Source organism: Polynucleobacter sp. TSB-Sco08W16 (assembly GCF_018687455.1).
Lineage (GTDB): Bacteria > Pseudomonadota > Gammaproteobacteria > Burkholderiales > Burkholderiaceae > Polynucleobacter.
This window is the reverse complement of the sequence record NZ_CP061291.1, coordinates 1,360,873-1,385,866: the sequence shown is the minus strand read 5'-3', so window position 1 is coordinate 1,385,866 and position 24,994 is coordinate 1,360,873. Positions and strand designations below refer to the sequence as shown.

Annotated in this window: 21 protein-coding genes, 1 tRNA gene and 1 pseudogene; 20 read left to right on the top strand and 3 right to left on the bottom strand. The window is 46.6% G+C overall.

Going from position 1 to position 24,994, the window contains the following annotated elements; genetic code table 11:
* Positions 1-31: 31 nt before the first annotated feature.
* The 12 genes and pseudogenes from hisC to cysM all read left to right on the top strand — a co-directional run bounded on the left by hisC (position 32) and on the right by cysM (position 12,355).
* Entirely contained in the window at positions 32-1,150 is a 1,119-nt protein-coding gene (gene hisC, locus FD961_RS06870; RefSeq protein ID WP_215393212.1) for a histidinol-phosphate transaminase, read from the top strand.
* Positions 1,147-2,028: a prephenate dehydrogenase/arogenate dehydrogenase family protein gene (locus FD961_RS06865; protein WP_215393211.1), complete on the top strand. Its 882-nt coding sequence runs from the start codon at positions 1,147-1,149 to the stop codon at positions 2,026-2,028. The genes hisC and FD961_RS06865 overlap by 4 nt, the downstream gene beginning before the upstream one ends.
* Complete coding sequence (gene aroA, locus FD961_RS06860) at positions 2,028-3,356, top strand: 3-phosphoshikimate 1-carboxyvinyltransferase (protein WP_371817147.1); 1,329 nt, start codon at positions 2,028-2,030, stop codon at positions 3,354-3,356. Before FD961_RS06865 ends, aroA begins: the two co-directional genes overlap by 1 nt.
* A 14-nt stretch (positions 3,357-3,370) precedes the next feature.
* The gene (gene cmk / locus FD961_RS06855) at positions 3,371-4,033 is read left to right on the top strand and encodes a (d)CMP kinase (RefSeq protein ID WP_071465301.1); all 663 of its coding nucleotides are present in this window, start codon (positions 3,371-3,373) and stop codon (positions 4,031-4,033) included.
* A gap of 130 nt (positions 4,034-4,163) precedes the next feature.
* Positions 4,164-5,837 carry a 30S ribosomal protein S1 gene (rpsA, locus tag FD961_RS06850; protein ID WP_011902345.1) on the top strand — a complete coding sequence of 558 codons (1,674 nt, stop codon included), beginning with the start codon at positions 4,164-4,166 and terminating at the stop codon, positions 5,835-5,837.
* Between the two features lie 52 nt (positions 5,838-5,889).
* Positions 5,890-6,228: pseudogene (locus FD961_RS06845) on the top strand (integration host factor subunit beta); the annotation flags it as partial.
* Between the two features lie 66 nt (positions 6,229-6,294).
* A complete protein-coding gene (gene lapB / locus FD961_RS06840) occupies positions 6,295-7,506 on the top strand; it encodes a lipopolysaccharide assembly protein LapB (protein ID WP_215393209.1) in 1,212 nt (403 codons plus the stop codon).
* Positions 7,507-7,548: 42 nt separating this feature from the next.
* Complete coding sequence (locus tag FD961_RS06835) at positions 7,549-8,913, top strand: UDP-glucose/GDP-mannose dehydrogenase family protein (protein WP_215393208.1); 1,365 nt, start codon at positions 7,549-7,551, stop codon at positions 8,911-8,913.
* A 30-nt stretch (positions 8,914-8,943) separates the two neighbouring features.
* On the top strand, positions 8,944-9,873 hold the full coding sequence (gene rfaE1 / locus FD961_RS06830; protein ID WP_215393207.1) for a D-glycero-beta-D-manno-heptose-7-phosphate kinase: 930 nt from the start codon (positions 8,944-8,946) through the stop codon (positions 9,871-9,873).
* On the top strand, positions 9,870-10,889 hold the full coding sequence (gene rfaD / locus FD961_RS06825; RefSeq protein WP_215393206.1) for an ADP-glyceromanno-heptose 6-epimerase: 1,020 nt from the start codon (positions 9,870-9,872) through the stop codon (positions 10,887-10,889). Before rfaE1 ends, rfaD begins: the two co-directional genes overlap by 4 nt.
* 123 nt (positions 10,890-11,012) lie before the next feature.
* Entirely contained in the window at positions 11,013-11,402 is a 390-nt protein-coding gene (locus FD961_RS06820; RefSeq protein WP_251371245.1) for a helix-hairpin-helix domain-containing protein, read from the top strand.
* Between the two features lie 41 nt (positions 11,403-11,443).
* Complete coding sequence (gene cysM / locus FD961_RS06815) at positions 11,444-12,355, top strand: cysteine synthase CysM (protein ID WP_215393204.1); 912 nt, start codon at positions 11,444-11,446, stop codon at positions 12,353-12,355.
* 18 nt (positions 12,356-12,373) lie between these two features.
* Here cysM and FD961_RS06810 read toward each other — a convergent pair whose 3' ends face one another.
* Positions 12,374-13,633, bottom strand: a complete 1,260-nt coding sequence (locus FD961_RS06810) for a lytic transglycosylase domain-containing protein (protein WP_215393203.1) — start codon at positions 13,631-13,633, stop codon at positions 12,374-12,376.
* 83 nt (positions 13,634-13,716) lie between these two features.
* Between FD961_RS06810 and FD961_RS06805 the strand changes: the two genes are divergently transcribed.
* From FD961_RS06805 to FD961_RS06785, 5 genes are all read left to right on the top strand, one after another.
* Positions 13,717-14,637, top strand: coding sequence for a histone deacetylase family protein (locus tag FD961_RS06805; RefSeq protein WP_071465309.1), 921 nt, complete (start codon positions 13,717-13,719; stop codon positions 14,635-14,637).
* Positions 14,638-14,662: 25 nt separating this feature from the next.
* Entirely contained in the window at positions 14,663-16,315 is a 1,653-nt protein-coding gene (locus FD961_RS06800; RefSeq protein WP_215394391.1) for an acyl-CoA synthetase, read from the top strand.
* Positions 16,316-16,401: 86 nt separating this feature from the next.
* A complete protein-coding gene (locus FD961_RS06795) occupies positions 16,402-17,151 on the top strand; it encodes an electron transfer flavoprotein subunit beta/FixA family protein (RefSeq protein ID WP_215393202.1) in 750 nt (249 codons plus the stop codon).
* Positions 17,152-18,087 carry an electron transfer flavoprotein subunit alpha/FixB family protein gene (locus FD961_RS06790; RefSeq protein WP_215393201.1) on the top strand — a complete coding sequence of 312 codons (936 nt, stop codon included), beginning with the start codon at positions 17,152-17,154 and terminating at the stop codon, positions 18,085-18,087.
* 39 nt (positions 18,088-18,126) lie between these two features.
* Complete coding sequence (locus tag FD961_RS06785) at positions 18,127-19,914, top strand: acyl-CoA dehydrogenase (RefSeq protein WP_215393200.1); 1,788 nt, start codon at positions 18,127-18,129, stop codon at positions 19,912-19,914.
* 53 nt (positions 19,915-19,967) lie between these two features.
* On the opposite strand, the gene FD961_RS06780 is transcribed toward FD961_RS06785, so the two are convergent.
* Positions 19,968-20,044: transfer RNA gene (locus FD961_RS06780), tRNA-Met, on the bottom strand.
* 169 nt (positions 20,045-20,213) lie between these two features.
* Here FD961_RS06780 and FD961_RS06775 point away from each other — a divergent pair.
* Genes FD961_RS06775 through radA form a run of 3 tightly spaced genes read left to right on the top strand, consistent with a single transcriptional unit; the run spans position 20,214 to position 24,060 of the window.
* Positions 20,214-22,154 carry a potassium transporter Kup gene (locus FD961_RS06775; RefSeq protein WP_215393199.1) on the top strand — a complete coding sequence of 647 codons (1,941 nt, stop codon included), beginning with the start codon at positions 20,214-20,216 and terminating at the stop codon, positions 22,152-22,154.
* The gene (locus FD961_RS06770; protein WP_215393198.1) at positions 22,151-22,660 is read left to right on the top strand and encodes a hypothetical protein; all 510 of its coding nucleotides are present in this window, start codon (positions 22,151-22,153) and stop codon (positions 22,658-22,660) included. Before FD961_RS06775 ends, FD961_RS06770 begins: the two co-directional genes overlap by 4 nt.
* 35 nt (positions 22,661-22,695) lie before the next feature.
* Entirely contained in the window at positions 22,696-24,060 is a 1,365-nt protein-coding gene (gene radA, locus FD961_RS06765; protein ID WP_071465320.1) for a DNA repair protein RadA, read from the top strand.
* Positions 24,061-24,072: 12 nt separating this feature from the next.
* Here the strand turns inward: radA and prmB are convergent, their stop codons facing one another.
* The gene (prmB, locus tag FD961_RS06760) at positions 24,073-24,969 is read right to left on the bottom strand and encodes a 50S ribosomal protein L3 N(5)-glutamine methyltransferase (RefSeq protein WP_215393197.1); all 897 of its coding nucleotides are present in this window, start codon (positions 24,967-24,969) and stop codon (positions 24,073-24,075) included.
* Between the last annotated feature and the right edge of the window lie 25 nt (positions 24,970-24,994).

The following is a 24,994-nucleotide window of genomic DNA, read 5'->3' as shown; positions in this document are numbered from 1 at the left end:
TTCAATAACAAATAAATTGAGTAGAGCTCAAATGACTTCCAAGATTGGCTTAAAACATATCCATGCGATTGCGCCTTATGTAGGCGGTAGACCTATTAGTGAGGTTGCTCGCGAGTACGGTTTGGACGAAAACAAGATTGTGAAGTTGGCCTCCAATGAAAACCCATTGGGTATGCCAAAGTCTGCACAAGAAGCAATGCTTAAGGCGGCTAGTGATCTTGGCCGCTATCCAGACTCCAATGGTTTTGAACTTAAAAATGTTCTCTCCGCTGCATTAGATGTTCCAAACGACTGGATTACCTTGGGGAATGGTAGTAACGACATCTTGGAATTGGCAGCACGTGCTGTCGCCCAAGCTAATGATGAAATCATTTTCTCTAAACATGCATTTGCTGTTTATCCGCTAGCGACACAGGCTGTTGGCGCAAAGGCAGTGGAAGTATCTGCAACGGCAACTTATGGCCATGATTTGCCAGCAATGTTGGCAGCGATCAAGGCTGCCGGTGACAAGGCGAAGCTGGTCTTTGTTGCTAATCCAAATAACCCTACAGGTAGTTATTTGACCGCTAAAGAGATCGAAGACTTCCTGTTGGCTGTACCGTCTCATGTGGTGGTGGTTTTGGATGAGGCCTATAACGAATACCTTACGCCAGACCAGCGCTACGATGCAATTGCTTGGGTTAAGCGTTTCCCTAATATGATTTTGTCACGTAGTTTCTCTAAAGCCTATGGGCTAGCTGGTCTGCGCATTGGTTACGGCGTCGCGCAAGCTCATTTAACGGATTTATTAAATCGCATACGTCAGCCTTTTAATGTGAATAGTCTGGCTCAGGCTGCAGCGATTGCCGCCTTTCAGGACAAAGCATTTCTGCAGCAGGGATTTGAACTTAATTGCGCTGGTTATGCCCAGTTAACCAAAGGCTTTGATGAATTGGGTCTCGAGTATTTACCATCTGCCGGAAACTTTGTCTTGGTGAAGGTAGGTGATGATGATCAAGCAGGCGCGCGTATCAACTTGGCCTTACTCAAGCGCGGCATTATTGTTCGCCCAGTAGGTAACTATGGCTTGCCACAATGGTTGCGCATCTCTATTGGCTTACAAGAAGAGAATGCAGCATTCATTGCAGCCTTAAAAGACATTCTGAAATGACCATCATTAATCCATCAAGTAATTACGGCACAGTCACCATTGTTGGTGTTGGCTTGATTGGAGCGTCCTTGGGATTGGCTCTTAAGCAAGCGGGCGTTGTTAACAAAGTCTTGGGTGTAGGTCGTAGTAAAGAAAACTTAGATCAAGCGCAAAAGATGGGTGCGATTGATGGCGTTGTTGATTTAGTTGAAGCTGCAAAGCAATCAGATGTAATCGTACTGTGTATTCCGGTAGCGCAGATGCGTGCAGCATTTGAGGTGATGGAGCCGCATCTTGAGTCGCGCACCATGATTACAGATGCGGGCAGTACTAAGGGCGACGTGATTCTGGCTGCCAAAGAAGTATTGGGTAAAAAAGCATGCCAGTTTGTGCCGGCTCATCCGATTGCGGGTGGCGCACAGCATGGTGCAGCTGCTGCCAAGGCTGATTTATTTCAAGGTAAGCAAACGATTATTTGTCCTTTGCAAGAAAACTCCCCAGAAGACATAACGTTGATTACCGGTTTTTGGGAATCAGTTGGTTCCGAGGTTAAAAAGATTGGTGTTGTGCAACACGATGCGATTTATGCGGCCGTCTCTCATTTGCCACACATCCTGTCCTACGCTCTGATGGCTAGTGTTGTGAACTCTGAAGATGCTGATCAAAAGCTTAGCCACGTGGGCGCTGGCTTTAAAGACTTCACACGCATTGCTGCATCCAGTCCAGAAATGTGGCGCGACATCTGTTTGGGTAATCGCACGGCAATTTTGAAAGAGTTGGACCAGTATCTGTTGATCGTGAACCATATGCGTAAGTTAATTGCTGAGAATGATGGCGCTGGCCTGGAGAAATTATTTAATAAGGCAAGTAAAGCGCGCCAAGATTTGGATGTTATTTAATGAGTGGTTTGCCCGATATTAGTATTGGCCCATTCAAGCGAGCGCATGGCTCAATTGTCTTGCCAGGCTCCAAGAGTATTTCCAATCGCGCCTTACTGTTAGCTGCGCTTTCCTCTGGGACGACAACCCTTACGAATTTATTGGATGCAGATGACACCCAGGTCATGCGCAATGCCTTGCGTCAGCTGGGTCTATCTGTCACTGATAAAGCTGACAAAGTTTGTGTGGTTGAGGGTTGTGGTGGCAGATTTCCGGTGCGTGATGCCGATCTCTTTATGGGTAATGCAGGCACAGCCATACGCCCCCTTACCGCTGCGCTAGCAATGCAAGGTGGTAACTACCGTTTATCTGGGGTCGCTCGTATGCACGAAAGACCCATCCGGGATTTGGTTGATGGTCTACGTCAAGTAGGCGCCAAGATTGAATACGAATTGCAAGAAGGCTATCCACCAATCAACATCTTGGCATCTGATATTCAGATTAAAGATGTTGTGAGGGTGCGTGGGGATGTGTCGAGTCAATTCTTAACGGCTTTGCTGATGGCTTTGCCATTAGTCGCAATTAATCCTGTACGTATAGAAGTAGTTGGTGAATTAATTTCTCGACCCTACATCGACATTACTTTGAAATTGATGGCACGCTTTGGTGTGAATGTAGCTTCTCCAGATGCGCAATCATTTGTGATTCCAGCAAAAATATCTAATGCGGTTTACAAGAGCCCCGGACAGCTCTCGGTTGAGGGTGATGCCTCCTCGGCTTCTTACTTCTTGGCCCTTGGCGCTCTTGGTGGGGGTCCTGTACGAGTGCTGGGCGTAGGTAATGACAGTATTCAAGGGGATGTGGCATTTGCGGATGCGCTTGCTTTAATGGGTGCCAACATTACCGCTGGCGAAGATTGGATTGAAGTATCGGGCGTGAAGAATGTCAATGGAAAACTCAATGGCATCACGATTGATTGCACTGAGATTCCAGATGCTGCGATGACACTCGCTGTTGCCGCTTTATATGCAGAAGGCCCAACACGTTTAAATAATATTGCCAGTTGGCGCGTGAAAGAAACGGATCGCATTGCCGCCATGGCCAAAGAATTAAAAAAGGTTGGCGCGATCGTTGAAGAGGGTGCCGACTACATTGTTGTGCAAGCCCCAAGCTCGCAAACAGATTGGAAGTCGCCTAGCGAAGGGATTGATACTTATGATGACCATCGCATGGCAATGTGTTTCTCGCTAGCTGCATTTGGTCCGAATGCCATGAAGATTAATGACCCGAATTGCGTAGCCAAAACATTCCCAACTTATTTCGCTGAATTTGCGAAAGTTGTGAGCTAACTCAAAATAAATTGATGACCCATTACCCAGTCATTGCGATTGATGGTCCCACTGCCTCGGGCAAAGGAACGGTAGCCTCTTTGATTGCGGAGAAGCTCGGTTTTCATTATTTGGATAGCGGGGCGCTGTATCGACTGGTTGCCTTGGCGAGCGAAAAAGAGGGTATTGACGTCAAAAATGGCCCTGAATTAGGCCTTTTAGTTCCTAAGTTATTGATTTCATTTAAAAATAGCCAGGTTTTCCTCAATAATGAGGATGTTACGAATGCTATTCGGACTGAAAGTATCGGCTTGAGAGCCTCGGCTTTGGCTGTCCATCCCGAGGTTAGATCTGCTTTAGTTGGTCTGCAACGCAGTTTTCGGCAATTACCAGGCCTAGTGGCCGATGGTAGGGATATGGCTAGCGTCATATTCCCAGATGCAGTTTTGAAGGTTTTTCTGACAGCTACGGCCGCCGCTAGAGCTGAACGTCGCTATAAGCAATTGATAGCTAAGGGAATTTCTGCTAAACTTTCTGACTTACTGCAGGATTTGCAGGAGCGCGATGCCAGAGATAGTAATCGAGGTGCCGCACCCTTGTTAGTCGCAGATGGTGCAAAAGTGCTTGAGACATCAGATTTATCAATAGATCAAGCAGTTAAGACGGTTTTAGATTGGTATCAATCTTCAATTGCCTAGTTTTGTAAGTAGTTGGTAGTAGTTTTGGCGTCTTAAGAAACTCCACAACGCGATCATTTCATTAGCGTGTTTCTTTGAGACTTTTTTAACCTAACCCGTCAGGCCTTCTGGCGGCACAAAGTGAATACACATGTCTGAATCATTTGCAGAATTATTTGAAGAATCATTAACCCGATCGAATATGAAGACCGGCCAAGTTATTTCGGCTGAAGTTCTTCGCATCGACCATAACTTCGTCGTTGTTAACGCTGGCTTAAAGTCTGAAGCGTTTATTCCTGTTGAAGAATTCCATAACGACGCTGGCGAGATTGAAGTAGCTCCTGGCGATTTCGTTTCTGTTGCTATTGACGCCCTCGAAAACGGCTATGGCGACACCATCCTCTCCCGTGACAAAGCTAAACGCTTGGCTTCATGGTTGAATTTGGAAAAAGCTCTCGAGCAAGCTGAGATCGTTACCGGTACTGTTACTGGTAAGGTTAAAGGCGGCTTGACTGTGATGGTTAACGGTATCCGCGCATTCTTGCCTGGATCACTCGTTGATACACGCCCAATTAAAGACACCAGCCCTTACGAAGGTAAGACGATGGAGTTCAAGGTTATTAAGCTCGACCGCAAGCGTAACAACGTAGTGTTGTCACGTCGTGCAGTGGTTGAAGCTAGCCAAGGTGAAGAGCGTGCTAAGTTGATGTCTAACCTTAAAGAAGGCGCGGTTGTTACTGGCCTCGTTAAGAACATCACTGATTACGGCGCATTCGTTGACCTCGGTGGTATCGATGGCCTCTTACACATTACCGATTTGGCATGGCGTCGTGTGCGTCACCCAAGCGAGATGTTGACTGTTGGTCAAGAAGTTACCGCGAAGATTTTGAAGTTCGATCAAGAGAAAAACCGTGTTTCCCTTGGTGTGAAACAACTTGGTGATGATCCATGGGTTGGTATCGCTCGTCGTTACCCACCAAACACCCGTTTATTCGGCAAAGTAACCAACTTGACTGATTACGGCGCATTCGTTGAAATCGAATCTGGTATTGAAGGTTTGGTACACGTTTCAGAAATGGATTGGACCAACAAGAACGTTGCTCCAAGCAAAGCTACTGCATTAGGAACTGAAGTTGAAGTAATGGTTCTGGATATTGATGAAGACAAGCGTCGTATTAGCTTGGGCATCAAGCAGTGCAAAGCAAATCCATGGGAAGAGTTTGCACGTTCACAGCAAAAAGGCGATAAGTTATCTGGCGCAATCAAGTCCATTACTGACTTTGGCGTGTTCATTGGCTTGCCTGGCGGTATCGACGGTTTAGTTCACCTCTCAGACCTCTCATGGAATGAGCCAGGCGAAGAAGCTGTTAAGAAATACAAAAAAGGTGATGAAGTTGAAGCCACTGTATTGGCAATCGATGTTGAGAAAGAGCGCATCTCTCTTGGTATCAAGCAATTGTCTGGCGACCCATTCAATAACTACACATCTGTCAGCGACAAGGGTAGCCTCGTTACTGGTACTGTGAAAGCTGTTGATGCTAAGGGTGCAACGATTCACTTGGCTGATGAAGTTGAAGCTTACTTGCGTGCTTCTGAGATCTCAACCGATCGCGTTGAAGATGCACGCAATGTATTGAAAGAAGGCGATAGCGTAACTGCAATGATCATCAATATTGATCGTAAGTCACGTGTTATCAATCTTTCAATCAAAGCAAAAGACAGCTCTGATCAACAAGATGCAATGAGCAAGCTCCAAGGTGATGCGCAGTCTGGCACAACCAATTTGGGTGCTTTGTTAAAAGCAAAATTGGACAATCAAGGCTAAATCAATATCGCCGCTTTCCATTAGGAGAGCGGCGGTTTTTTATTGATAGATCATGACAGATCAAGAGCAACAAGCAATTACCCGCTCCGAACTAGTGGAGAGTCTCGCGGAACAGTTTCCGCAGCTTTTGCCTAGGGACGTGGAGTTGGCTGTAAAGACATTGTTGGACACAATGACTCAAGCATTGGCCGAAGGTAAGCGTATTGAGTTGCGTGGCGTGGGAAGTTTTGTGCTTCATCATCGTCCTGCACGCACTGGACGCAATCCAAAGTCTGGCGAGAAAGTATTAATTCCAGAAAAACGCGTTCCGCACTTTAAGCCTGGTAAAGAATTGCGAGAGCGAGTTGATTACAAGCCATTGAAGCAGGCGGGCCCCAAAGAGAGTTCTGGTGCCTAGTATTCTGGCTCATCCTCAGTGGTCCGTTCGGACCATTTTTTTATTTAGATTCTGCACGCTATGATTCAGATAGCTACTTCTTGGTTGCTGCTTCTACCAGTCATGTTTGGCATTGGCTGGTTGGCATCTCGTTGGGATTTGCGTCTTGAAAATCGTATGGATGAGCGTGAGCGTATGCGTCAGCAGCGCTCAACCTTTAAGGGTTTGAGTTTGCTATTGAATGAGCAACCAGATCAGGCGATTGAAACGCTGGTGAAGATTGCCCAGCTGGATCCAGAAACAGTTGAATTACATTTTTCGCTTGGTAATTTATTTCGTCGCCGCGGCGAGACTGAGCGCGCCATTAAAGTGCACCAACATTTAGCAAATCGTGATGATTTAAAACCGCGTGATCGCGATCACGCTGCTTATGAGTTGGGTCGTGACTTCTTGCGCGCAGGTTTATTGGATCGTGCTGAAGCATCCTTAAATCGTGTGGGTGATGGTAAGTACGCAGTTCCCGCAAAAGAGAGTCTCTTGGAGATGTATCAAGTAGAGCGTGATTGGACAAAAGCTATCATTGCCGCCAGTGAGCTCGAGGGCTTGCAAGGAAAATCACATCGTACTGAGATTGCTCAGTTTCATTGTGAATTGGGTCAAGATGCTCTGCGTCGTAAAGATCTTGCTGAGGCTGAACAGTCGATTCAACGTGCCTTGCAAGCAGTTCCTAATCATGCTCGTGCGCTGATTTTGCAAGGCGACTATTTAGTGGCTGTAGAACGCCCAGCACAAGCCATAGAAGCTTGGAGCTTGGTGGCCGCTTCGCATCCCGCTTATATGCATTTATTAGCCGACCGGTGGATGGCAGCTCATGCCACCTTAGATAAGGCGAATGAGGGATTGGATCTCCTCCTGCAATTGCTCAAGACACAAGCCTCTGGCGAGTTGTTGGATATTGTTTACAAGCAGCTTATGCAACTTCGCGGCCCCAAAGCTGCCAATGCCATGTTGGCTGAGGTGATGCAGTATTCACCTAGTTTGAGCGCCTTATCTAAGATGGCAGAAACTCGTCTTGCCTTAGAAGAGGGAAGCGCAAGTCCTGAAAGATTATTAGAACTTCAATCCATTTTGAAGCTTTTACGCGAACGGACAACTAGCTTAGCTCGCTACACCTGCGGTAACTGTGGTTTCCGCGCCCGCAGATTTTATTGGCAGTGTCCTGGTTGTAATAATTGGGAGGCATACTCCCCAAGACGTTCTGAGGGTGTCGCTCCAAGCGGTCCTTCCATGTAATACCATTTAAAAATAGTTACTTAGACATTACTAGGAGTTCAATTGAAAGTTACGATTGTCGGCAGTGGTTACGTAGGTTTGGTTACCGGTGCATGTCTTGCTGAGCAAGGAAATAATGTTTTCTGTTTAGATTTGGACCCAAAGAAGATCGAGATTCTGAACTCTGGTGGTGTACCAATCTATGAGCCGGGACTAAAAGAAATGATCGAGCGCAATCGTGCTGCTGGTCGTTTACAGTTTTCAACTGATATCGCTGCCTCTGTAGCACATGGTGATGTTCAATTTATTGCAGTAGGAACACCTCCAGATGAAGATGGTTCAGCTGATTTGCAGTATGTAGTTGCTGCCGCTCGTAATATTGGCCGTCATATGACCACAGCTAAAGTGATTGTGGATAAATCGACTGTTCCAGTGGGCACTGCGGATAAAGTATCTGCAGCGATTACTGAAGAGCTGGAAAATCGTAATCTTCCTGCTGAACTTTGCTCAGTAGTTTCTAATCCAGAGTTCTTAAAAGAGGGCGCTGCTGTAGAAGACTTTATGCGTCCAGATCGTATCGTGATCGGCACTGAAAATACTCCGGCAGGCTTACGTGCTAAGGACCAGATGCGGAAACTCTATGCGCCATTTAATCGCCATCATGAGCGTACTTATTACATGGATGTGAAGAGTGCAGAACTAACAAAGTATGCTGCAAATGCGATGTTGGCAACCCGCATCTCCTTTATGAATGAATTAGCGAACTTAGCTGATCTAGTTGGCGCAGATATTGAGGCGGTTCGCCAAGGCATTGGCTCGGATTCACGTATTGGTTTTGGCTTCTTATATCCTGGCACTGGCTATGGTGGCTCTTGCTTCCCGAAAGACGTATCGGCTTTATCTAAAACCGCCAAAGAACATGGTCGAGATCTGAAGATTTTAGATGCGGTTGAAGCGGTTAATGAAATTCAGAAATATGTCTTAGTAGAAAAGATTGAAAAACGCTTTGGTAAGGATCTCAAGGGCATGAAGTTTGCCTTATGGGGTTTAGCGTTTAAGCCCAATACCGATGACATGCGTGAAGCACCAAGTCGCGTCATTATTCAAGAATTAGTAAAGCGTGGCGCAACTGTTATAGCTCATGATCCTGTGGCGATGCCTGAGGCGAAACATTGCTTAGATTTGGATTTTCAAGGAAACCCAGATGGTCTAAAGCAGGTTTCTATGGTTGAAGACCCAATGGCTGCTTTGGACGGTTGTGACGCACTGGTGATTGTGACTGAATGGAAGGCCTTCCGTAGTCCTGATTTTGATGTGGTTATGCAGAAATTAGTACGCCCAGTGATTTTTGATGGACGTAATCTGTACGAGCCACAAGCCATGCAAGAATTGGGTATTGAGTACTACGGCATTGGACGACATAATTAAGTTGTAATAAGAAAATAAAAAAGTATTCAAATGGAAAAAGCCAGCCGCGAACAATTTTCTAAAGCACGTCTACTAGTGGTGGGCGATGTCATGCTAGATCGCTATTGGTTTGGGGACACTCATCGTATTTCTCCTGAGGCGCCAGTACCAGTTGTGCAGGTTGGCAAGATTGATGAGCGCTTGGGTGGAGCAGCCAACGTAGCTCGTAACGTCGCTGCCTTAGGTGCGCAAACCACCATTCTCGGAATTGTTGGTCAAGATGAGCCAGGTCAACGGGTCATTGATTTGCTCAAGTCCGGTGGTGTTGATAGTCAATTGGAAATTGATGCAGAAGTGCCAACCATTGTGAAGTTGCGTGTGATTGCACGTCAACAGCAACTCATTCGTTTGGATTTTGAAGAAACGCCCAGTGAAAAAGCATTGGCCCATAAATTAGAGCGTTTTGAAAAACTGGTCGGGTCTGCTGATGTCATTATTTTGTCGGATTATGGCAAGGGCGCTTTGGGTCAAGTCGCCCACATGATTGAGCAGGCAAGAGCACAAAATAAAGTAATCCTGGTTGACCCTAAGGGCGAGGATTATGAAAAGTATCGTGGCGCCACTGTCTTAACCCCGAATCGTAGCGAGTTGCGCCAAGTAGTTGGGCAATGGACTAGCGAAGAAGATTTAAGTAAAAGAGCGCAAGATCTCAGAAAATCTCTTAATCTTCAGGCATTGCTGTTGACTCGCTCTGAAGAGGGAATGAGTTTGTATACCGAGGCTGGTGTCAGTCACGTCAAGGCGCAAGCCAGAGAGGTATTTGATGTCTCTGGTGCTGGGGATACAGTGATTGCAACCTTGGCTGTAGCATTAGCTGCTAAGTGGCCTTTAGAAAAAGCGATGGCATTAGCTAATCGGGCTGGTGGTATTGTGGTTGGTAAGTTGGGTACTGCTACCGTTACTTCAGAGGAATTACAGTGACTATTATCGTAACTGGCGCCGCCGGTTTTATTGGCGCAAATATTGTCCAGGCGCTCAATGCGCGTGGCGAGAAAAATATTATTGCAGTTGATGACTTACGTCCTGCAGATAAGTATCGTAATCTAGCCGATCTAGATATCGTTGACTATCTCGATAAAGATGAATTTCTAGAAGCCTTCAGAAGCGGTCGCTTAGGCAAGGTAAAGGCCGTGTTTCATGAGGGGGCTTGCTCCGACACCATGGAAACTGATGGCATCTTTATGATGGCGAATAACTATCGCTACACCATGGATTTGCTCGATATTTGTACGGCTCAAAAAGTTCAGCTTCTGTATGCATCTTCAGCAGCTACTTATGGTGGCTCCGATGTGTTTGTGGAGAGTCGTGAGCATGAGAAGCCACTTAATATCTATGGCTACTCCAAATTCTTATTTGATCAGGTGATGCGAAAGCGTTTTTCTGAAAATGCCAACACAGCGCAAGTAGTGGGATTTCGTTACTTCAATGTCTATGGACCCCGTGAATCACACAAAGGTCGCATGGCATCAGTTGCATTCCATCAATATCATCAATACAAAGCCAATGGCCATGTAAAGCTATTTGGTGAATATGGCGGCTATGCTGCCGGAGAGCAGAGCCGTGACTTTGTCTCTGTAGAGGACGTAGTCAAAGTAAATCTCTTCTTCCTAGAGCATCCTGAAATTAGTGGCATCTTTAATTTAGGCAGTGGTCGCGCACAACCCTTTAATGATGTGGCGCATGCAGTAGCAAATACTATGCGTAAGCTAGATAAGGCCCAAGCGGCAACCCTGCAAGAGTTGGTAAAAGAAAAGGTCATTGAATACATCCCATTCCCGGAAGCGCTCAAAGGCAAATACCAGTGCTTCACTCAAGCGGATTTAACCAAGCTGCGTGCTGCTGGCTACACAGAGCCCTTCTTAAATGTTGAGCAAGGTGTAGGACGCTATATTGAGTGGTTGGAGGCAAATTCTGGTTTTCTAGCCAACCCACTGTAAGCCCGTCAACTTAAAATTAATCCCTTCGTTGTAAACGATCCACGCGCACTTTGTGTTCGTGGATTTTTTATTTACTACGGAGAATGTATGACAAAAAGTTTCAACATAAGAAGTACGGGCTTCATGAGATCAGCCTTGGTATCAGCAGTTCTGGCGATTGCTTCTTTAGGATTGGCCAATGCCTCGCCGATCAATGTTAATACCGCTACACAGTCAGAGCTGGAGAGTATCAAAGGAATTGGTCCATCAAAGGCAAAAACAATCATTACAGAGCGTACGGATGGTGGACATTTTCAAGATGCCAATGATCTGCAAAAACGCGTACGTGGCATTGGTATGAGATCAGTCGAAAAGATGGTGGATAACGGCTTAACGATCGAAGCCCCTAGCTCTTTTCGGGAACCAAATGGGCGCACCAAAAAGGAGGGCAGTGCCTCTAGTAGGCGCAATTCGCGTAATCAAGCTGGTAATCGGAATCAGCAGGAGCGTCCGACATCACAGCGCCGAAATTAAGCCCTTCAGAGCATAGGCTTGCTTATGGCTAAAATGGGCTCATGAGCAGACCTTCTTACCTAACGATTTCACAAACAGTCGGCAATACGCCTTTGGTGCGTTTGCAGCGTATTCCCGGTTTGGAAAACGAGAATCGAAATAATGTGATCTTGGGTAAGCTAGAGGGTAATAACCCAGCCGGGTCGGTTAAGGACCGACCTGCGCTGTCGATGATCACGCGCGCCCAAGAGCGTGGCGAAATTAAACCTGGTGATACCTTAATCGAAGCAACTAGCGGTAATACTGGAATTGCTTTGGCAATGACAGCTGCAATGCTGGGCTACAAGATGATATTGGTAATGCCTGAAAGTCAAAGTATTGAGCGTCGCCAAAGTATGGCTGCTTATGGCGCAGAATTAATTCTGACTGCCGCCTCTGGAGGTATGGAATTTGCTAGAGACTATGCCATGCAGCTTCAACGTGAAGGTCGCGGTCGATTGCTTGATCAGTTTGCTAATGCAGATAATCCACGTGCTCATATTGAAACAACTGGTCCAGAGATTTGGCGCGATACCGATGGTCAGGTAACCCATTTTGTTTCTGCGATGGGTACTACAGGAACAATCACGGGTGTATCAACTTACCTGAAGTCCATGAACCCGGAGATTCAGATTATTGGCGCTCAGCCAGAAGAGGGCTCTCAGATACCCGGTATTCGCAAATGGGCACCAGAGTATTTGCCGAAGATTTACCAAGGCGATCGAGTAGATCGTATTGAGTATGTGACACAAGCAGATGCCGAAGATATGGCAAGGCGCTTGGCCGCTGAAGAAGGCATCTTTTGTGGTATCTCCGCAGGAGGTGCGCTAGTGGTGGCCTTGCGTATTGCTCGCCAAGTTGAAAACGCTACGATCGTCTTTATTGTGTGCGATCGTGGTGATCGTTACTTGTCTACAGGCGTCTTTCCTGCCTAACTTATCGATTGAGTTTACTTAACTCGTTTTTAACTTTTTCTTAGCGCTAGACTTTTTGGCTTTTGCCTTTGATTTTTCTGCAACGCTTTTGGGATCAACCGTTTTTTCTGGTGCATCAACGGGTACTACACTTTGATTTTTATAGCCTAAGGCTTCAGCAAACTCTGCTACGCTTTGTGCATAAAAGTAACTCCGGTTGTATTGAACAATTGTTAAGAAGTTATTTAAACCCACAAAGTACTGTGCTTGATCGATCCCATCTTTATCGGGATAAGGTAGATCCACAATTAATGCCTTGCTTTGGGGTTCTACGCCGCCGCGCTGAAGGTCTCCTTGTTGCGGTAACAAGATACCTTTCTCAACGAGTTCTGTAACGGTATATTTAAGCTGCGGCTCCCCGTCAGCCAATTTTTTGGCGGCAGCGATGCCATTTTCTTGCACCGGAAAAGAGATCGGCATGCCCGCTTGCCAGCCATGCTTCTTCATAAAGTTAGCGACACTAGCAATCGCATCTTTAGGACTTTGCTTAAGATCGATATGACCATCACCATCACCGTCGACTGCAAAGCTCCGAATACTGCTTGGCATAAATTGTGGCAACCCGATGGCTCCAGCGTAGGAGCTGTTTTGATTGAGGCAGGAATTAAAGCGAGCAGCATTGAGACCCTGACTTCTGTTTTGAGCGGGCAATTTGCCGCCAGCATCAGTCCAGCACATCAGAATGAGTTCTTGGAGTTGATCCTTAAATAGTTGTTCTCTGGCAGGCTTATTGGGCGTATCTGGATAGCTAAAGGCTAAGGTAGATAAAACATCTTTGACCCGAAAACCCCCCGTTTGGCGTCCATAAATGGTCTCAATTCCGATAATGGCCACAATGATCTCAGCAGGCACACCAGAATCTTGCTCTACTTGGCTTAAAAACGTTTGGTTTTCATCCCAAAAGACCTTTCCGGCTTTCAGGCGTATAGGCTCAACAAAGCGCTTGCGGTAAACCAGCCAGTTCTTCTTAAAGGTGCCCGATGGGGGTAATACCAATTTGCGTATTGAAGGAATCGTTTTAGCATCTAAGAAGCCATTTTCTAGGGTCTGTAGGGGGATTTCTTGAGTTTGAGAAACTTGGCTCAGTAAGGCCTTCAGATTTTGGCTATAACTGGCTTCAGTGGCTGCATCATCGGCTTGGTTTACGATGGGCTGTTGGGTATTGCTTTGCTGTGTGGGGGCGCTAGAGCAGGCCCCAAGAGCAAGCGCTAAAAGTAGGTAGGAGACACGAAAGCGCATACGCAAGGATATAAGTTGTAGAGAATTAAGCACAATTAATTAGATTATAAAAACGACAGTTTTGCTATTGAGGATTACAACTAATGACAACAGGATACATAACTCATCCCGATTTTCTGAAACATGAGATGGGAAGTCATCATCCAGAATGCCCTGAGCGGATTCAGGCAATCAATGACCAGATGATTCGTAGTGGGGTAGATCGCTTTGTTCAGCACCTGGATGCGCCCTTAGCCAGTGAAGATCAGCTCGAGTTAGTCCATAGCCCTGACCATATTGCTTTTGTCAAAGAGCAGGCCCCCCAAAGTGGTTATTCCATGTTGGATGGCGATACGATTATGAATCCACACACTTGGCAAGCTGCATTACGCGCAGCTGGTGCTGCAATTGCTGGCGTTGATGCAGTCATGAAAGGTGAGGTTGAGAACGTCTTTTGCGCAGTAAGACCTCCAGGCCATCATGCTGAGCCAACCCGTTCAATGGGCTTTTGTTTATTTGACAACGTTGCCATCGCTGCCCGGTATGCAATGGAAGAATATGGCATTGAGCGTGTAGCAATTATTGATTTTGATGTGCACCATGGCAACGGCACTGAAGCAGCATTTTTCAATGACCCTAATGTCATGATGTGCAGTTTTTTCCAGCACCCTTTTTATCCTTATAGCGGACTCGATCACGCCAATAATATGGTCAACGTGCCCTTGCCAGCGGCAACTCGCGGTGATGTTGTGCGATCGATTGTTGAAGAAAAGTGGTTACCAGCTTTGCGCAATTTTGAACCGCAACTGATCATTATTTCAGCTGGCTTCGATGCTCATCGCGAAGATGACTTGGGTCAAATGGGTTTAGTCGAGGATGATTATGTATGGATCACCAAGCGCCTGAAAGAAATCGCACATCAGTATGCTAATAACCGAATTGTGAGTTGCTTAGAGGGTGGTTATAACTTATCTGCCTTAGGGCGTAGCGTAGTTGCTCACGTTAGAGCATTGGCTGATATTTAAAAAGTAGTGTTATTGAAAGTAGATGATGGCAAATATTTATGAACAAGGTTTAGAGCGCAATTCTGCTAACTACACTCCAATTACTCCACTATTGTTTTTAGAGAGATCTGCTCAGATCTATCCAAACAAGGTTGCAGTGATTCATGGCAAGTTGCGTCAAACCTGGTCACAAACGTATGAGCGCTGCCGTCGCCTAGCTAGCGCCTTGCAAAAGCATGGCATTGGTCTTGGAGATACGGTTGCTGTAATGTTGCCCAACACGCCACCCATGGTCGAGGCGCACTTTGGCATCCCAATGGCGGGGGCAGTACTAAATGCCTTAAATACTCGCTTGGATCCAGAATCCATTGCTTTTATGCTCAATCATGGCGAGGCAAAAGTAGTCATTGTGGATCCGGAGTTTTCTGGAGTGATGAAAAAAGCGCTTGAGATCGCCAAGCAGGAAACTGGTCGCGAGTTTCTGGTAATTGATGTTGAAGAAAAAGAATATGACGTGCCTGGCGATAAGTTAGGCAAGCTGACTTACGAACAATTACTTGCAGAGGGTGAACCACAATTTGTGTGGCAAGTGCCTGCAGATGAATGGCAAGCAATCTGTTTGAATTACACCTCTGGCACTACCGGCAATCCTAAAGGGGTGGTGTATCACCATCGTGGCGCTGCCATTAATGCGGTTTCGAACATTTTGGATTGGGATATCAATAAGCATCCCGTGTACTTGTGGACTCTGCCAATGTTTCATTGCAATGGCTGGTGTTTCCCATGGACAATTGCTGCTCGTGCCGGGGTCAATGTTTGCTTGCGTCGTGTTGATGCACAACATATATTTGCAGCAATTAAAGAGCATGACGTCACACATTACTGCGCGGCGCCGATCGTACATAACCTTTTAGTCAATGCTCCCGATGAACTCAAAGAAGGAGTGCCAGCAGGTGTGAAGGGTTTGATTGCTGGAGCTGCGCCCCCTGCCTCCATTATTGAAGGTATGGAAAAGTTAGGATTTGATTTAACACACGTCTATGGTTTGACCGAGGTCTATGGTCCTGCAGCGGTATGCGTAAAGCAAGACGAGTGGAATGATGTAGATATTAGTGAGCGCGCTCGTTTGAATGCGCGTCAAGGTGTTCGTTACCACATGCAACAAGCAATCGCTGTGCTTGACCCCGAAACAATGCAGCCCGTTCCTGCCGATGGAGAAACCATGGGTGAGATTATGTTTAAGGGCAATATTGCGATGAAGGGTTATCTTAAGAACGAAAAGGCAACCAAAGAGGCGTTTGAAGGTGGTTGGTTTCATTCTGGCGATTTAGCGGTTATGAATCCTGACGGCTATGTGAAGATGAAGGACCGCAGCAAAGACATCATTATTTCTGGCGGAGAAAATATTTCTTCTGTTGAAGTGGAGGATGTGCTCTATCGTCATCCAGCGGTAATTGCTGCCGCAGTGGTGGCGAAGCCGGATCCGAAGTGGGGAGAAACCCCTTGCGCCTTTTTGGAGATCAAGTCAGGCATCCAGGTCACTCCAGAGGACATCATCGCCCATTGCAAACAGCACTTGGCTGGCTTTAAGGTGCCCAGGGCAATTGTTTTTGGGGAGCTTCCAAAGACCTCCACCGGAAAAATTCAGAAATTTGAGCTTCGTAAGCAGGCAGGCTCAGCCACCGCTATTGATGTCTAGGTCAGTGGTGAGGGCGGTAAAATAGTGGTTTCCCGAGTTTTTAAACAAATCGTGTTTTTGTAAAGATTGAGGATTGTGAAAGTCAGATGAAGATCTTAGTTGCGGTTAAACGTGTTGTTGATTACAACGTCAAAGTTCGAGTGAAGTCAGATAACTCTGGCGTCGATATTGCTAACGTCAAAATGAGTATGAACCCCTTTGATGAGATCGCAGTTGAAGAAGCAGTACGCCTTAAAGAGGCTGGCGTAGCAACTGAAGTGGTGGTTGTTACCGCAGGTGTGACTCAGTGCCAGGAAACTCTACGCACAGCAATGGCGATTGGTGCGGACCGCGCTATTTTGGTTGAGACTGACGCTGAGTTACAGCCTTTAGCCGTTGCCAAAATCCTCAAGGCCCTCTCCGAGAAAGAACAGGCTCAGATCATCATTCTTGGTAAGCAAGCAATTGATGACGATAGCAATCAAACTGGTCAGATGTTAGCCAGTCTTTTGGATGTTCCACAAGCTACCTTTGCTTCCAAGGTAGTCATTGCCGATGGCAAAGCTACCGTGACCCGTGAAGTGGATGGCGGTCTAGAGACGATTGCCCTCACGTTGCCTGCAGTTATCACTACTGACTTGCGTCTCAATGAGCCACGTTACGTAACCCTGCCCAACATTATGAAAGCCAAGAAGAAAGCGATTGACATCGTTAAGCCTGAAGAGCTTGGCGTCGATATTGCCCCGCGCTTAAAGACTCTCAAAGTTGAAGAGCCGCCAAAGCGTAGTGCCGGTGTCATGGTTGCTGATGTTGCAGCCCTTGTAGAGAAACTCAAAAATGAAGCGAAGGTGATTTAAATGGCTGCTCTTGTAATTGCTGAACACGACAATCAATCCTTAAAAGCGGCTACCTTAAATGCCGTTGCTGCTGCGTTGCAGTGCTCTCCTGAGGTGGATGTACTAATTGCTGGCAATGAATCAGATGCTGCTGTGGCTGCTGCAGCGCAAATCGCTGGTGTACGTAAGGTCATTCAAATAGATGATTCTGCTTTAGCGGATCAATTAGCTGAACCTTTAACGGCACAGATTCTCTCGCTTGCGATCGGCTATAGCCATATCTTGGCCCCAGCAACTGCTGGCGGTAAGAACGTACTTCCTAGAGTAGCGGCAAAGTTAGACGTAGCCCAGTTATCAGACATTACTAAAGTAGTCTCACCAGATACTTTTGAGCGTCCTATCTACGCAGGTAATGCTATCGCTACCGTCCAATCTAGTGACCCAGTAAAGATCATCACCGTTCGCACTACCGGTTTTGATCCAGTCGCAGCTACTGGCGGATCTGCGGTTATTGAAAAAGCAGCCGTTGCACAAAGTGCTGGTAAATCTTCTTTTGTAGGTCGTGAACTCACTAAATCAGATCGCCCTGAGCTGACTGCAGCCAAAATTATTGTCTCGGGCGGACGTGGTTTAGGTTCGGGTGAGAAGTATCAAGAGCTGGTTGTTCCGTTGGCTGACAAACTTGGTGCAGCCTTAGGTGCTTCACGTGCTGCGGTCGATGCTGGTTATGTGCCTAATGATTATCAGGTTGGTCAAACAGGCAAGATTGTTGCCCCACAACTGTATGTGGCTGTTGGCATCTCTGGTGCGATCCAGCACCTAGCTGGCATGAAGGATTCCAAGGTCATCGTAGCAATCAATAAAGACCCAGAGGCTCCTATTTTTGGTGTAGCTGATTATGGTTTAGTTGCCGATCTTTTCACTGCTGTGCCTGAGCTAACGAATGCCCTCTCGTAATTTTCAATTGCTGATTGATCTCAAATCATAGGAGTAGTAATGCCATACGTAGCCCCCGTTAAAGATATGTTGTTCGTAATGAATGAATTAGCGGGACTATCTGAAGTAGTGGCTTACCCTTCCTATGCAGAGGCAGGTGCTGATGTTGATTTAGCGCCAGCTATCTTGGAAGAATCCGCCAAGTTCAATCAAGACGTGGTCGCGCCGCTGAACTGGATTGGAGATCAAAAGCCTAGTTCACTAAAAGATGGTGTTGTCACAACAACTCCTGGTTTTAAAGAGGCATTTGAGCAATTTGGTTCTGCTGGATGGCAAGGCGTTATTCATCCTGCGGAGTTTGGTGGCCAAGGCCTTCCAAAACTCATTGCGACTGCCTGTTTTGAGATGGTCCATTCCGCTAGCCTGTCCTTTGCTTTATGCCCGATGTTGACTGACGGCGCAATTGAAGCCTTGTTGACTGCTGCAAGCCCAGAGTTACAAGAGCAATTTGTGCCAAGCATGATCGCTGGTGAGTGGACGGGGTCCATGTGCTTAACGGAACCGCAAGCGGGTTCTGATTTATCGATGGTGCGTTCTAAAGCGGTGCCTGAGGGCAACGGCACTTATAAGATATTTGGCACCAAGATCTATATCACCTATGGTGAGCACGATATGGCTAAGAATATTATTCATTTAGTGTTAGCCAGAACCCCAGATGCACCTGAGGGCGTTAAAGGAATTTCTCTATTTGTCGTACCTAAGTTTTTAGTGAACGCTGATGGTTCTTTGGGTGAGCGTAATGATGTTCATTGCGTCTCGATTGAGCATAAGCTTGGCATCAAGGCGAGCCCAACAGCTGTACTGCAGTTTGGTGATCATGGTGGCGCAATTGGCTATTTAGTTGGCGAAGAAAATCGTGGCCTCGAATACATGTTCGTCATGATGAATGCTGCTCGTTTTGCGGTAGGCATGCAAGGCATTGCCGTTGCAGAGCGAGCTTATCAAAAGGCAGTGCAATACGCGAAGGATCGCGTACAAAGTCGTGATTTAGCGGGGTCTGACGGCCCTGTCGCAATCATCCATCAGCCGGATGTTAAACGCATGTTGATGACGATGCGCGCTTATGTAGAGGCTTCTCGTGCCTTAGCGTATTACGCTGCTGCTGCATATGATGCGCAACACGCTGCGCCAGATGAGGACGTTCGTAAATCCAATCAATCCATATATGAATTCTTGGTGCCGATCGTAAAGGGTTTCTCAACCGAGATGTCGATTGAAGTTGCAAGCCTGGGTGTACAAGTTCATGGCGGTATGGGGTTCATTGAAGAGACGGGTGCCGCACAGCATTATCGTGATGCCCGTATTTTGACAATCTATGAAGGCACCACTGCGATCCAGGCGAATGATTTGGTTGGCAGAAAAACAGTTCGGGATGGCGGGGCAACTGCAAAAGCACTTTCACAAAGAATTGCTGAAACTGAAAAAGCACTGGCAGCTAGCGGTACTCCAGATGCAATGGCGGTTCTCAAGCAATTGACCGCAGGACGTGCTGCATTTGAAGCGGCTGTAGCCTATATCTTGGCAAATGCGAAGAGCGATACCAAAGCCGTCTATGCCGGTAGCTTTGCTTATCTGCGTTTATCTGGCCTGGTTCTGGGGGCATGGCAAATGGCACGTGCCTTATTAGCTGCAGAGCGTCTGCGTGACAGTGATCCCGTTTTCTATAACACCAAGATAGCGACGGCTCGTTTCTTTGCAGAAAACCTATTACCTCAAGCTGGAGCCTTGGCAACTTCTATAGTTGAAGGTGGCCACTCGACTAATGCTTTAGAAGTAGAGCAGTTCTAAATAGCCAAAAAAGCAAAAAGCCCTTAAAAATTAAGGGCTTAGTACTGAATTACTGGTTGCGGGGGCAGGATTTGAACCTACGACCTTCGGGTTATGAGCCCGACGAGCTGCCAGACTGCTCCACCCCGCGTCTGAAGCTGAAATTCTACCATTTTTTGACCCTCTCTGTCGAGGTATTCCTGCAAAAGACGCATAAATAAGCGGTTTTTAAGTAGAAATTCCAAATTTAATAGCCGCTTATAAGGAGTAACATATTGCCACGCAATATGTTGAATATTTAGCCCACACAAGGATCATTCATGTCAGTTAGCAATCCTGAATTTTCACAATCAGAAATATTACGCCCTGTTGATATACAAGGTTCAGATCATCATCAGAAAGGTGGCTTGGCGACATTGGCACTTGGCGCAATTGGTATTGTGTTCGGCGATATTGGCACTAGTCCGCTCTATGCTTTAAAGGTTTGCTTTGATCCTCAAAACGGCATTCCGATGACACCCGACTCCATCTTTGGTGTCATCTCTATGATTTTTTGGTCATTTATTTTGGTGGTATCGCTTAAGTATTTATTGTTTGTGATGCGGGCAAATAACCATGGCGAGGGTGGCATTCTGTCTCTCATGGCGCTGGCTTTGCGAACTGCTAAGACTAACTCCAAGCGATCCATTGTGATCATGATCGTTGGTGTTTTAGGCGCCTGTCTTTTTTATGGCGATGCCGTCATTACGCCTGCTATTTCTGTTCTCTCTGCCATTGAGGGCACCACAGTGGTCTCTGATAGTTTTATCCCCTACGTACTTCCCATCACGATTGGGATTTTGTTGTGCCTATTTTTATTCGAGAAAAAAGGGACTTCAGTAGTAGGTGCGCTATTTGGTCCCGTCATGTTGGTTTGGTTTGCTTCCCTGGCTTTGATGGGCTTTAATCAAATTCAGGATGCACCGCAAATTATTGCTGCTTTAAATCCGATTCATGCATTTAAATTCATGACGCAGGATGCAGGGATTGCTTTTGCAGTCACCGGATCGATCTTTTTGGTTCTTACCGGCGCTGAGGCTTTGTATGCTGATATGGGGCACTTTGGCATTCGCCCAATCAAGTACGGCTGGTTCTTATTGGTGATGCCTTGTTTGCTGATTAATTACTTTGGTCAAGGAGCAATGCTCTTAGCTCACCCGGAGACAGTTGCAAACCCATTTTTTATGATGGTTCCAGAATCCTATACTTTTGCATTAGTTGTATTGGCAACCCTGGCTACAGTCATTGCCTCTCAGGCCTGTATCTCTGGGGCTTATTCGATGACAAGTGAAGCTATTTTGCTTGGCTTTTTGCCGCGCATGAAGATCGCATTCACTTCAGATAAAGAAAAAGGGCAGATTTATGTTCCCTTTATTAATTGGGTACTTTGTTTTGTTGTGATTGGTATTGTTTTGGCTTTCAAGAAGTCAGAAAACTTGGCGAATGCCTATGGTGTCGCAGTATCAACCACAATGCTCCTGACCACTTTGTTGGCTGCGGTAGTGATGAAGGCCTTATGGAAATGGAATTCCATTTTGGTAGCCATCATTATCAGCTGCTTCTTGATCATTGATGTTGGCTTCTTCACTGCTAATCTTGTCAAGTTGCTTGAGGGTGGTTGGTTCCCAGTAGCAATTGCTTCGATCTGCTTCTTGTTAATGATGACTTGGTACCAGGGCCGTCAAATTGTTCGCAAACGCGTGCTCGACGAGGGGATTCGACTCGATACTTTTATCACCAGCTTATTACAGAATCCGCCACATCGTGTTGAGGGTACTGCTATTTTCCTCACTGCCCATGTGGACTACCTTCCAGTCTCTTTTTTACATAACCTCAAACATAACCATATCCTGCATGATCGAGTCTTTTTCCTCAAGTGCAGCATTTGGGACGTGCCTTATGTAAATGATGACCAAAGGCTTACTCTGAAAGAGTTGGGTCCAAATATTTATGTGGTGCGCGCAGTTTACGGATTTAAAGAAACTCCAGATGCCAATCAAATTTTGGCCTTGCTTGAAAGTCAGTTTGATTTGAAATTTGATTTGATGAACACTTCCTTCTTTCTTTCAAAAGACACGATTGTTCCCACTAGCTTGCCTGGTATGGCTATTTGGCGTGAGCGCTTGTTTGCTTGGATGTACCAAAATGCGGGTCGTCAATCCGATTTCTTCAAAATTCCAGCGAACCGTTTGGTTGAGTTGGGTGCCAAGGTGGAAATTTGAGGAAAGATATTTTTTCTTGCTTAAAAATATTCTCAGCAATATTTTTACTCAGCACTTCTGTTGGTGGACTTGCTTTAGCCACTCCAGCAGAAGAGGCTGAGCTCAAGAAATTAGACAAGATAGAGCAAGAGTTAGAGCTCCAACGCGACTGGGCTAAGTATCGTTGGGGTAAAGCCTCTTCTGAGTGTTATCAAAATTACTGGGTCAACTATTGTTTGCGTAGTGCAAGAGCTGATTACCGTAAAGAGATTGATCCGATCAGCGAGCAAGAGCGCGCCTTGCATGAGGTACAACGTAATTTACGTAAGAGCATTAAAGATCAGGATGATCAAAAGCGAATAGCGGAACGTGCTTCCCCAGAAAAAGCTGCTGAGCGGGTTGATAATCAACGCGAGTTCGATGAAAAGCAAAAAGCGGCAGCGGCGAGGGCGGCTGATTTGGAGCAACGTCGTAAAGATGCGCCTAAACGTGCACAAGAGAATAAAGCTGGCACTCAGCTCGATTAATTACATTCGTATCAATCTCATTTATTAGGTACCCCTTGGCTAAAGTCAAAACGGTTTATATCTGCCAATCTTGTGGCGGCACCTCTGCAAAATGGCAGGGCCAGTGCCCATCTTGTCAGGCTTGGAACACGATGGAAGAGGGTTTACCAGAGACGACCTCGAATGCGCGTTTTCAAGGGTTGGCTCAATCATTGCCAAGACAAAAACTATCCGCTATTACTGCGGAGGATTTGCCGCGATTCAGTACTGGCGTAGAAGAGTTCGATCGAGTATTGGGTGGTGGCTTAGTTCCAGGTGGCGTGGTACTGCTGGGCGGTGATCCTGGTATCGGTAAGTCAACACTCTTACTGCAAGCGCTTGCAGAGATGAGCGCTTCCGGTATGAATGTGCTCTATAGCAGCGGGGAAGAATCTGCGGCACAAATTGCTCTGCGTGCAAAACGTATTGCATTGAATGCACCCCAACTCGAAGTGTTGGCAGAAATTCAGTTGGAGAAACTGATCTCCATTATGGATACCGTAAAGCCACAAGTATTGGTGGTGGACTCTATACAAACTCTCTACTCCGAGGTACTTAGTTCGGCTCCTGGCTCTGTAGCGCAAGTCAGGGAGTGCGCTGCTCAATTAACAAGAGCGGCTAAATCTAGCGGCATCTGTGTATTAATGGTGGGTCATGTCACCAAAGATGGGCACTTAGCTGGACCACGTGTTTTGGAGCATATTGTTGATACCGTGTTGTACTTCGAGGGTGATACGCACTCCTCGTTTCGCTTGGTACGATCCATTAAGAATCGCTTTGGCGCAGTCAATGAGCTTGGTGTATTTGCGATGACTGAAAAAGGTCTTCGTGGCGTCACCAATCCATCTGCAATTTTCTTATCTCAACACGAGCAGATGGTTCCTGGGGCATGTGTCCTAGTGACACAAGAGGGCAGTAGACCGCTCTTGGTTGAAATTCAGGCGCTGGTCGATACAGCGCATGTTCCTAACCCACGTCGTTTGGCAGTTGGTTTGGAGCAAGCGCGTCTAGCAATGCTCTTGGCAGTACTGCATCGCCATGCTGGGGTGGCTTGCTTTGATCAAGACGTGTTCTTAAATGCGGTGGGTGGCGTGAAGATTTCTGAGCCGGCAGCTGACTTGGCTGTGCTCTTAGCTATTCAATCATCGATTCGTAATCGTGCACTCCCTAAAGAGCTCATTGTGTTTGGTGAGGTTGGATTGGCTGGGGAAATACGTCCATGCCCACGTGGTCAAGAGCGCTTAAAAGAGGCCGCAAAACTTGGATTTACTGTGGCGATCATTCCAAAAGCGAATATGCCTAAGTCTAAAATTCCAGGCTTAAAAGTCATTCCAGTAGAGCGCATTGATCAAGCCATCGCAGCGGCGGCCGAGCTCAGTTAATTCTTGCTTGATCTATCTCAGGTCTTCGGCCTGTATTAAAAGTACTTGCTCTTCGCCGGCAGAAACTTCCATCCAGATTGCCGGAATTTGTGGGAAGGCCTTTTTGAAGTTCTCATACTCATTACCAATTTCAATCAAAATGGCGCCACGCTCTGAAAGATAGTCAGGGGCTTGGGCTATGATTCTCCGAATGAGATCCATGCCATCATCACCGCCTGCTAGAGCAAGGACTGGCTCAGCATGATATTCAGCCGGAAGTGCATTCATCGACGTGGAATTTACATACGGTGGGTTACAAATAATGAGGTCGAATAGATTATCTTCATTGGGCTCAGGCAGGGCATCCCAAAGATCACCATCCAAAAGTTCTACTTGGGAGTTCAAGCCGTGACGATCAAGGTTGCGTGCTGCAACGGAGAGGGCTGGCATGCTGATATCGCAAGCGCTCACATGAATATCTGGACAAGAGAGTGCAAGCAAGATTGCAAGGGAGCCGTTGCCAGTACATAGGTCTAGGGCTTTGCCATCTGCTGGAAGCCATGGCTCAAGTGAGCCATCCACAATGAGCTCTGCAATCCAAGAGCGCGGAACAATACTTTGTTCGCTGCAAAAGAATGGCACACCCATTAGCCATGCTTCGCCCAAGATATAGGCGAGGGGTTTACGGGAGGCAATTCTTTCTTCGGTAACCGCCAGGGCTTTTTGATATTGATCACTGGAGAGTGTTTGCTCTAGATGCTCTAAGGCTTCCGCAGGGCTAAGATCAATTTGTTTACTCGCAATCCACAAGGCTTCGCTTTGCGCGTCGATGGCCCCATGCCCATAATGCAAATTTGCTGCTTCTAATTTCTGTGCGATCTGATCAATGCACTGATTAACTGTAAGGGCTGGAGAAGGCTCAGGGTCCATGATGGATAAGTTGTGTATTAAGAGA

Excerpts from the sequence above, each read along its gene's own strand:
- hisC (WP_215393212.1), top strand. The coding sequence starts at position 32 with ATGACTTCCAAGATTGGCTTAAAACATATCCATGCGATTGCGCCTTAT.
- FD961_RS06865 (WP_215393211.1), top strand. The coding sequence starts at position 1,147 with ATGACCATCATTAATCCATCAAGTAATTACGGCACAGTCACCATTGTT.
- aroA (WP_371817147.1), top strand. The coding sequence starts at position 2,028 with ATGAGTGGTTTGCCCGATATTAGTATTGGCCCATTCAAGCGAGCGCAT.
- cmk (WP_071465301.1), top strand. The coding sequence starts at position 3,371 with ATGACCCATTACCCAGTCATTGCGATTGATGGTCCCACTGCCTCGGGC.
- rpsA (WP_011902345.1), top strand. The coding sequence starts at position 4,164 with ATGTCTGAATCATTTGCAGAATTATTTGAAGAATCATTAACCCGATCG.
- lapB (WP_215393209.1), top strand. The coding sequence starts at position 6,295 with ATGATTCAGATAGCTACTTCTTGGTTGCTGCTTCTACCAGTCATGTTT.
- rfaE1 (WP_215393207.1), top strand. The coding sequence starts at position 8,944 with ATGGAAAAAGCCAGCCGCGAACAATTTTCTAAAGCACGTCTACTAGTG.
- FD961_RS06820 (WP_251371245.1), top strand. The coding sequence starts at position 11,013 with ATGAGATCAGCCTTGGTATCAGCAGTTCTGGCGATTGCTTCTTTAGGA.
- cysM (WP_215393204.1), top strand. The coding sequence starts at position 11,444 with ATGAGCAGACCTTCTTACCTAACGATTTCACAAACAGTCGGCAATACG.
- FD961_RS06810 (WP_215393203.1), bottom strand. The coding sequence starts at position 13,633 with ATGCGCTTTCGTGTCTCCTACCTACTTTTAGCGCTTGCTCTTGGGGCC.
- FD961_RS06805 (WP_071465309.1), top strand. The coding sequence starts at position 13,717 with ATGACAACAGGATACATAACTCATCCCGATTTTCTGAAACATGAGATG.
- FD961_RS06800 (WP_215394391.1), top strand. The coding sequence starts at position 14,663 with ATGGCAAATATTTATGAACAAGGTTTAGAGCGCAATTCTGCTAACTAC.
- FD961_RS06795 (WP_215393202.1), top strand. The coding sequence starts at position 16,402 with ATGAAGATCTTAGTTGCGGTTAAACGTGTTGTTGATTACAACGTCAAA.
- FD961_RS06790 (WP_215393201.1), top strand. The coding sequence starts at position 17,152 with ATGGCTGCTCTTGTAATTGCTGAACACGACAATCAATCCTTAAAAGCG.
- FD961_RS06785 (WP_215393200.1), top strand. The coding sequence starts at position 18,127 with ATGCCATACGTAGCCCCCGTTAAAGATATGTTGTTCGTAATGAATGAA.
- FD961_RS06775 (WP_215393199.1), top strand. The coding sequence starts at position 20,214 with ATGTCAGTTAGCAATCCTGAATTTTCACAATCAGAAATATTACGCCCT.
- prmB (WP_215393197.1), bottom strand. The coding sequence starts at position 24,969 with ATGGACCCTGAGCCTTCTCCAGCCCTTACAGTTAATCAGTGCATTGAT.